General features: G+C 65.1%; 8 protein-coding genes and 1 pseudogene. 7 read left to right on the top strand and 2 right to left on the bottom strand.

The genetic code is table 11. The features are described 5' to 3' along the window. Nucleotides 1-68 precede the first annotated feature (68 nt). On the top strand, nucleotides 69-641 hold the full coding sequence (locus J7024_RS35635; RefSeq protein WP_124829940.1) for a permease: 573 nt from the start codon (nucleotides 69-71) through the stop codon (nucleotides 639-641). A gap of 98 nt (nucleotides 642-739) precedes the next feature. On the opposite strand, the gene J7024_RS35630 is transcribed toward J7024_RS35635, so the two are convergent. After that, entirely contained in the window at nucleotides 740-874 is a 135-nt protein-coding gene (locus tag J7024_RS35630) for an entericidin A/B family lipoprotein (protein ID WP_096501446.1), read from the bottom strand. A 233-nt stretch (nucleotides 875-1,107) separates the two neighbouring features. On the opposite strand from J7024_RS35630, the gene J7024_RS35625 reads away from it, so the two are divergent. Then, nucleotides 1,108-2,403 carry an aspartate carbamoyltransferase gene (locus J7024_RS35625; RefSeq protein WP_124829939.1) on the top strand — a complete coding sequence of 432 codons (1,296 nt, stop codon included), beginning with the start codon at nucleotides 1,108-1,110 and terminating at the stop codon, nucleotides 2,401-2,403. 141 nt (nucleotides 2,404-2,544) lie between these two features. Here J7024_RS35625 and J7024_RS35620 read toward each other — a convergent pair. Beyond that, a pseudogene (locus J7024_RS35620) lies at nucleotides 2,545-2,844 on the bottom strand (hypothetical protein). Between the two features lie 206 nt (nucleotides 2,845-3,050). Between J7024_RS35620 and J7024_RS35615 the strand changes: the two are divergent. The 5 genes from J7024_RS35615 (at nucleotide 3,051) to J7024_RS35595 (ending at nucleotide 7,716) form a co-directional block, all read left to right on the top strand. Beyond that, nucleotides 3,051-5,294: a TonB-dependent receptor gene (locus J7024_RS35615; protein WP_175751811.1), complete on the top strand. Its 2,244-nt coding sequence runs from the start codon at nucleotides 3,051-3,053 to the stop codon at nucleotides 5,292-5,294. A 3-nt stretch (nucleotides 5,295-5,297) separates the two neighbouring features. After that, a complete protein-coding gene (locus J7024_RS35610) occupies nucleotides 5,298-6,053 on the top strand; it encodes a tetratricopeptide repeat protein (protein WP_124829937.1) in 756 nt (251 codons plus the stop codon). Continuing rightward, a complete protein-coding gene (locus J7024_RS35605) occupies nucleotides 6,050-6,733 on the top strand; it encodes a Fe2+-dependent dioxygenase (RefSeq protein WP_175761719.1) in 684 nt (227 codons plus the stop codon). Before J7024_RS35610 ends, J7024_RS35605 begins: the two co-directional genes overlap by 4 nt. A 351-nt stretch (nucleotides 6,734-7,084) precedes the next feature. Then, nucleotides 7,085-7,324, top strand: coding sequence for a type II toxin-antitoxin system Phd/YefM family antitoxin (locus J7024_RS35600; protein ID WP_124830912.1), 240 nt, complete (start codon nucleotides 7,085-7,087; stop codon nucleotides 7,322-7,324). After that, a complete protein-coding gene (locus J7024_RS35595) occupies nucleotides 7,321-7,716 on the top strand; it encodes a type II toxin-antitoxin system VapC family toxin (protein WP_124830911.1) in 396 nt (131 codons plus the stop codon). Before J7024_RS35600 ends, J7024_RS35595 begins: the two co-directional genes overlap by 4 nt. Nucleotides 7,717-7,942: the final 226 nt, after the last annotated feature.

Raw genomic sequence — 7,942 nt, 5'->3', positions numbered from 1 at the left:
ATCGCACAAGATGCAATATTCGCGTGGCCGGGCCTTTTGACAACCATCGAACAATAATTCGCCACGCCATGAACAAGAAGGAAGCCAAAACAAGAATCGCGGCGCTGCTGTCCGCGGGTGCGAGAAAAGCCGACGTGCTGGCTGAACTGGCCGGACACGGCCTCAAGGATCGCGTGCTCGCGCGCCTGATCGCGTCGCGCCCCGACCCCGAGCTGTGCAGAAAGAACAAGGTGCACACATGGATCCTGGTCGGCCTCGGCATCGCGCAACTCGTGATCAGCCTCGCGCTCGCCTACCTGTTCTCCGCCGCCGCGGACCACCTCGGCGCGGCGGGCGTACTCGGCAAAGGCCTCGCTGTGCTGTTCGTCGTGCTGACCGTGCCGCTGTCGCTGCTGTTCATCTGGGGCTTCGCGACCCATCGCGTCGGCGCGTATCACGCGTTCATCATCCTGTCGCTGCTGCAACTGCCGAAGACCATCGCCGATCTCGGACAGGATCCGTCGAGCGCACTGCCGAGCCTCGCGGTGACGGTCGTGCTGGTGGGTTACGTCTGGTTCGTCCGCAACCGGATGTTCCCGGACTTCGGCTGGTTCACGCCGCGCAAGGTCGACGGCCGTTACGCGTTCGTGGAAACCGCCTGACGCGGGCTGCAGCCGCACCGCGAACAGTACAAAAGGCGCCGGGCCGCCCCGCACTCGCGGGACGGCCCGGCGCCTTCTGCATTCCGGAACCCGGCAGCTTACTTGGCCTTGTCGGCCGTATCGCTGATCGCCTGGCCACCCTTCGAAATATCCTGACCCATGCCTGCAACGGTATTGCAACCGGCTAGCGCGGCGGTCACCACCAGCAGCATTGCAGCAATCGTACGCGTCATTCTCATTCTCCTTCGAATCAACAAGCCCGACCGGGCGAATCGTCTGCGGCATCGCGCCCTGCCACATGCAGGACACGGGGCCTGACCTGATTATACGGAGACGGCTGCCGTGCGCCAGTGCGAGCCGGCAGGTGTGACACCGATCACACAGGCGCTTTGCACAGATTTTCCTTGACTTCGCCGGCCTTCGAACTAATATACGCATCGCGTATATTTTCTGCGAGGTGCCACCGATGACCGTTCCCCAGCAAGCCTTCCTGCGCGACGCGATGCGCCGCCTCAACATGACCCGCGAAGCGTTCGCGAACCGCATCGGCGTTAGCCGCCGCGCGCTGGATACGTGGCTGTTGCCCGACGATTCGCAGGAATCGCGCGGCATGCCCGAGATCGTCGAGCGCTTCGTGTCGGAAATCGTCGAGCGCTCGGAACCGGATGGCGCGAACCATACGCAAAGCGTAGATAAACAGGGGCTCGCGAATCAGTTCCTGTTCGAAGGCAAGCCGCAACTGATCTCGGTGGACCAGTTCTCGCGGGATTCGGTCGAGGCGCTGTTCCGCGTCGCCGACGTGATGCAGCCGATCGCGCGCCGCCACAAGATTTCGCGCGTGCTCGAAGGCGCCGTGCTCGGCAACCTGTTCTTCGAAGCCAGCACGCGCACACGCGTGTCGTTCGGCGCGGCGTTCTGCCGGCTCGGCGGCTCGGTGTGCGACACGACCGGCTTCACGTTCTCGTCGATGGCCAAGGGTGAATCGATCTACGACACGAGCCGCGTGATGGCCGGCTATGTCGACGCGCTCGTGATCCGCCATCCGGAGAAGGGCTCGGTCGCCGAGTTCGCGCGCGCGACCAACCTGCCGGTAATCAACGGCGGCGACGGCCCCGGCGAACACCCGAGCCAGGCGCTACTCGATCTCTATACGATCCAGCGCGAGTTCTCGCGACTCGGCAAGATCGTCGACGGCGCGCATATCGCGCTCGTCGGCGATCTGAAGTACGGCCGCACCGTGCATTCGCTCGTCAAGCTGCTCGCGCTGTACCGCGGGCTCAAGTTCACGCTCGTGTCGCCGCCGACGCTCGAAATGCCGACCTACATCATCGACCAGATCGCGACGAACGGCCACGTGATCGAGCAGACGAACGACCTCGCGGCCGGGCTGCGCGGCGCGGACGTCGTCTATGCGACGCGGATCCAGAAGGAGCGCTTCACCGACGAGTCGTTCGAAGGCTACACGCCGGATTTCCAGATCAACCAGGCGCTCGTCGATTCCGTCTGCAAATCCGACACGCTGATCATGCACCCGCTGCCGCGCGACAGCCGGCCCGGCGCGAACGACCTGTCGGTCGACCTGAACCGCGATCCGCGCCTTGCGATCTTCCGCCAGACCGACAACGGCATCCCGGTGCGCATGGCGATCTTCGCGGTGCTGCTCGGCGTCGAGAACCTCGTCCAGCATTCCATGCGCGACGCGACGTGGCGCCCGCCGGCATACCTCGGGCCCGAGGATGCGGTGTTTCACGGGATCGATTGATCCGCATCCGGCGCGGCGCGGCCGGGCTTGAGACTGCTTCATCTCGAGGGCCGCGCGCCGACGTAGTGCACACGACGCGCCTCCTTGCACGGCGCGTTTTTCATTTTCGATGCAGGTAACGTGGGGGCGGCCAACCCGGCGTCAGCCGACCCACGGGGCGATCACACGCAGACCGGTTGCTTCGAACGGCCCGACGTCGCGCGTGGCAACGATCAGCCCGTTCGCTCCGGCAATTGCAGCGACCAAGCCATCGGCAGACGCCTTCGCGCGAAGGCTCACATACGCCTACGCCTGGCTCGCCGCATCGTCGAACGGCAGGATCCGGCCGCGACACAACGGCACGACGCGTTGCTCGATGCTTTGGCGCAGCCAGTCTCGCCTGCGCCCCTCCGGCAACACGGCCACGGTAAAACGCCCGCCACGCCTTTCACACTCGGCCATTCAGCCATCTCTCCCCCGCCCCGCGAGCCTTCGCGCCCTCCGCCACATTCGTCAACAATTTCCTTACAAATGAGAACACGAACGCTTCTCATTTAACCAAAAATTACATAGAATGCCGCCTGAAAACAAATCGTAATAATTCCCGGCGGCATGCACCTTTCCGCACCACGCCGTTTCCGGGCCACGCAGCGAGGTCGAAGCGCACCATGAAGTCCCGTCCCGAAGAGCTGAAGCTCGGCAAATTCACCACCCTGTGCAGCGTGCTCGCCGCGAGCCCTGCGTTCGCCGACGGCACGCCGTCGCCCGCCCCGGTCGGCACGGAAGGCCATCTCGCGCCGATCGAGGTCCAGGGCAAGACCGAGCACAGCTACAAGGCCGACTTTTCCGCGTCCGTGAAATTCACCGCACCGCTCGTCGACACGCCGAAGTCGGTCACCGTGATTCCGCAGGCGCTGATCCAGAGCAGCGGCGCGGCCACCCTGACCGAGGCGCTGCGCACCGTGCCCGGCATCACGTTCGGCGCCGGCGAAGGCGGCAACCCGCTCGGCGATCGCCCGTTCATTCGCGGCTACGATACGCAAGGCAGCATGTTCGTCGACGGGATGCGCGACACGGGCGCGACCACGCGCGAAATCTTCAACACCGAGCGCGTCGAGATCACCAAGGGTTCCGACGGTGCGTACGGCGGCCGCGGCGGCGCGGGCGGCAGCATCAACCTGATCACGAAGGCGCCGCACCTCGGCACGACCGCCGCCGCGAGCGCGGGCCTCGGCACCGACCGCTATCGCCGCTTCACCGCCGACGGCAACTGGCAGTTCGCCGATCATGCCGCGTTCCGCCTGAACCTGATGAGCCACAACAACGACGTCGCCGGCCGCGACGCCATCAACAACGAGCGCTGGGGCGTCGCGCCGTCGATCGCGTTCGGCCTCGGCACGCCGACGCGCGTGACCGCCAGCTACTACCACCTGTCGACCGACGATCTGCCCGACAGCGGCATTCCGTACTTCTACACGACGTCGAACAAGCCCGCGAACGTCGATACGATCTATCCGGCACCCGTCGACCGCCACAATTTCTACGGGCTGATCGACCGCGACTTCCGCAAGACCACGTCCGACATCAGCACGATCAAGATCGAGCACGACATCACGCCGGGGCTGACGGTGCGCAATACCACGCGCTACACGGAATCGACGCAGGACTACATCTGGACGCAGCCCGACGACAGCCAGGGCAACGTGGTCAACGGCAAGGTCTGGCGCCGCAACAACAACCGCAACAGCGCGGTCAACAGCCTCGCGAACCTGACCGAGCTGTTCGGCGAATTCCGCACCGGCCCGTTCAGGCACAGCTTCACGACCGGCGTCGAACTGTCGCGCGAATGGGGCAAGCGCGATTCGTACACGGTCGCGACCGACAAGGGCACGATCTGCCAGAAAGGCATCGGCGCGCCGTCTGGCTACAACTGCACAAGCCTGTGGTCGCCGAATCCGAACGACCCGTGGGCCGGCTCGATCACGCGCAACAACGATTACGCGCACGCGCGCACCACGACGAAGTCGATCTACGGCTTCGACACGATCGAGCTCACGCCGCGCTGGCAGGTCAACGCCGGCGTGCGCGTCGACGACTACTCGACCCGCTTCACCGACACCAGGGCGAACGGCGGCAAGACCTACACCCGCGACGACACGCTCTTCAACTGGCAGCTCGGTGCCGTGTTCAAGCCCGCGCAGAACGGCAGCATCTACGCGTCGTATGCAACGTCGTCGACGCCGGCCGGCATGCTGCTCGGCGAAGGCAGCGAGACGCAGTCGCTCACGCCGGGCCGCGGCGGCGTCGGCCCGAACGCGGACCAGATGGCTCCCGAGAAGAACCGCAGCATCGAGCTCGGCACGAAGTGGAACGTGCTGAACGACAAGCTGTCGCTGACCGCCGCGCTGTTCCAGATCGACACGACGAATGCGCGCGTGACGCTGCCGAACAACGAGTACGCGATGGTCGGCAACAAGCGCGTGCAGGGTCTCGAGCTCGGCGTCGCCGGCCAGATCACGAAGCAGTGGCAGGTGTTCGGCGGCTACACGTACATGAAGAGCGAACTGCGCGACAACGGCAAGGATGCCGCGAACGACGGCCACCGCTTCCCGAACACGCCAAAGCACAGCCTGACGATGTGGTCGAACTACGACGTGACGCCGAAGTTCACCGTTGGCGGCGGCGCGTTCTACATGTCGGAAGTATTCGGCGATCCGGCGAACCTGCGCGCCGTGCCGTCGTACTGGCGCTTCGATGCGATGGCGCAGTACCGGATCAACAAGAAGCTCGACCTGCAACTGAACGTGAACAACCTGTTCAACCGCACGTACTTCGATCAGGCGTATCCGGCGCACTACGCGTCGATCGCACCGGGCCGCTCGGCGTTCGTCACGCTGAACGCGCGCTACTGATCGATGGAACCGGTATCGCTGAGGGCGCTCGCGTCGGTGTCGCCGGGCGCGTTCGCCGAGATCCTCGCCGGGCCGCCCGAGCGCGCCGCCGCGTGGGTGGCGGCGGCCGCCGAAAACGGCATCGTCGACGCGCAGGCCGTCTACGGACAGTATCTGCTCGACGGGCACGGCGTCGCGCGCGATCCGGCCGCCGCGTTCGGCTGGTTCCGGCACGCGGCGCGCGCCGGTCATCCGATGGCGATGAACATGCTCGGCCGCTGCTACGAGTTCGGCTGGGGCACGGCCGCATGCACGCCGGTGGCCGTGTACTGGTATCGGCTCGCCGCGCAGGCCGGGCTCGACTGGGGGATGTACAACTATGCGACGGCGCTCGCGCTCGGCAATGGCATCGACGAGAACCGCGCCGACGCGCTCGACTGGTTTCGCCGCGCGGCCGCTCTCGGTCATGCGAAATCGATCAACCTGATCGGCGGTTTCCACGAGGACGGCTGGGTCGTACCCGTCGACGCCGATGCCGCGTTCGACCACTATCGTCGCGCAGCCGAGGCCGGCGACTTCCGCGGCCAGTTCAACTACGCACGACTGCTCGCGGCGCGCGGGCGCATCGATGACGCGCTCGAGTGGCTTGCGCGCGTGCCGGCCACCGCTACCCCGGCCTTCGTCGCGAAGATGCGCGCGTATCTCGCGTCGTCGCCGCTCGAGGCGTTCCGCGCGGCCGCGATGCGGCTGCCGTCTCACGAGAGGGAATTCGAATCATGATGCTTCATGTTCCTGGCGTGCTGACGCACGCGCAGGTCGCGCAATGCCGCGAATTGCTCGATGCCGCCGACTGGGTCGACGGCAACGCGACGTCCGGCGCGCAGTCTGCGCTGGCGAAACGAAACCGGCAGTTGCCGGAAGATTCGCCCGTCGCGCGCGCGGTCGGCGATGCGATCCAGGATGCGCTGGCGCGTCATGCGTTGTTCTTTTCGGCGGCGCTGCCGCTGAAGGTGTTTCCGCCGCTGTTCAATCGCTATGAAGGCGGCGAGACGTTCGGCACGCATGTCGACAACGCGATCCGGCTGCTGCGCGGCACGGATTTTCGCGTGCGCAGCGATCTGTCGGCGACGCTGTTTCTCGCGGAGCCGGATGCGTACGACGGTGGCGAACTGTGTGTGGAAGATACGTACGGCGTGCATCGCGCGAAGCTGCCCGCGGGCGATCTCGTGCTGTATCCGGCATCCAGCCTGCATCACGTGACGCCCGTGACACGCGGCGAGCGCATCGCGTCGTTCTTCTGGATCCAGAGCATGGTGCGCGACGACGGTGATCGCACGCTGCTGTTTCAGCTCGATACGCAGATTCAGGCGCTTTCCGCGGAAAAAGGGGCGAAGGACCCGGTGGTCATTTCGCTCACCGGGATTTATCACAACCTGTTGAGGAAGTGGGCGGATGCGTGAATTCCAGAAGCGGGGCGACGCTGACCGAAAACCTGAAAACAGTAGTGGGACTGCCCCTCCGAGCGAAAGCACAAGCAGCGACAGGAGCGTAAAAGGGTGTTCGTCGACGATTGCCTCGAATCGCTGGCGCAACGTTTTCGTAGCGGGATATCGTTCGTGATTTACGTACATCCGCCCCTGCGTCTCTCTCTCGGTCGAGACCTGCGCTGCAAGAGCAGAATCCTGCTTCCTACCGAACACGGATCGCGCCCCCAACGCCGAAACACCGCAGTCGCCGGCACCGACCGGTTGCTTGCGCCGATCCGGTGCCCCCGCCTAAAATGACCATCGTCAAATGACCATGCTCATATCGTGATGCCACACGCTCCCGTCTCGAAATCCGAATTCAAGGCTCGCGCGCTTGAATACTTCCGCCTCGTCGAAGCGTCGGGCGAAAGCCTCATCGTCACCGACCACGGCAAGCCAACGCTGGAAATCCGGCCATACCACGCACGCGAAGCCCAGCCGTTGGACATGTTGCGCGGCTCGGTCATGCGCTACGACAATCCTCTCGATCCGATTGCGGAAGACGATTGGGAGGCGTCGCGGTGATCGTGCTGGATACACATGCATTGGTGTGGTGGGTGGCGGGCGATCCGTCGCTCAGCAAGAAGGCCCGCAGCGCGATCGATCGTGCTCGCGCAGAAGGCACGCTCGCCGCGTCCGCGATTTCCGCATGGGAAATCGCGATGCTGGTGCGCAACGATCGCCTTGCTCTGACGATGGATGTCGACGCGTGGCTCGCCACCGTCGCGCAGATCGACGGCATGCGCTTCGTGCCCGTCGACGCAGACATCGCCGCGAAGTCCGCCGACCTGCCCGGCACCTTCCACAAGGATCCGGCCGACCGCATGATCGTCGCTACCGCTCGGCGGCTTGGCGCACCGCTCGTCACCCGCGACGAAAGGATTTGCGCGTATGCGCACGTGAAGACGCTCTGGTAGATCGCACGCCACTGGTACGCCAGCCCTGCACCCCTGTTCCGCCGGGCAGCGGCAGATCGGCGATTCGTCTGACCGGATCGCCCATGACGAACCGCGCCCGTGCACCATGTCGCGCCACCCCGCTCCGACTTCACGAATTACCCGCAGGAATGGTGGTATTCGCCGCTCGGCGACCGCCACTGAACCGTGATGAAGCGCGAATCTCTCGCGATTTACGGCCCAACAG

Origin of the sequence: Burkholderia sp. WTPI3 (assembly GCF_021483755.1) — a bacterium.
In the GTDB taxonomy this organism is placed as follows: domain Bacteria; phylum Pseudomonadota; class Gammaproteobacteria; order Burkholderiales; family Burkholderiaceae; genus Burkholderia.
The sequence above is the reverse complement of the archived record's forward strand: the minus strand, read 5'-3'. Positions and strand labels throughout refer to the sequence as shown.

Excerpts from the sequence above, each read along its gene's own strand:
- J7024_RS35610 (WP_124829937.1), top strand. The coding sequence starts at position 5,298 with ATGGAACCGGTATCGCTGAGGGCGCTCGCGTCGGTGTCGCCGGGCGCG.
- J7024_RS35615 (WP_175751811.1), top strand. The coding sequence starts at position 3,051 with ATGAAGTCCCGTCCCGAAGAGCTGAAGCTCGGCAAATTCACCACCCTG.
- J7024_RS35630 (WP_096501446.1), bottom strand. The coding sequence starts at position 874 with ATGACGCGTACGATTGCTGCAATGCTGCTGGTGGTGACCGCCGCGCTA.
- J7024_RS35635 (WP_124829940.1), top strand. The coding sequence starts at position 69 with ATGAACAAGAAGGAAGCCAAAACAAGAATCGCGGCGCTGCTGTCCGCG.
- J7024_RS35605 (WP_175761719.1), top strand. The coding sequence starts at position 6,050 with ATGATGCTTCATGTTCCTGGCGTGCTGACGCACGCGCAGGTCGCGCAA.
- J7024_RS35625 (WP_124829939.1), top strand. The coding sequence starts at position 1,108 with ATGACCGTTCCCCAGCAAGCCTTCCTGCGCGACGCGATGCGCCGCCTC.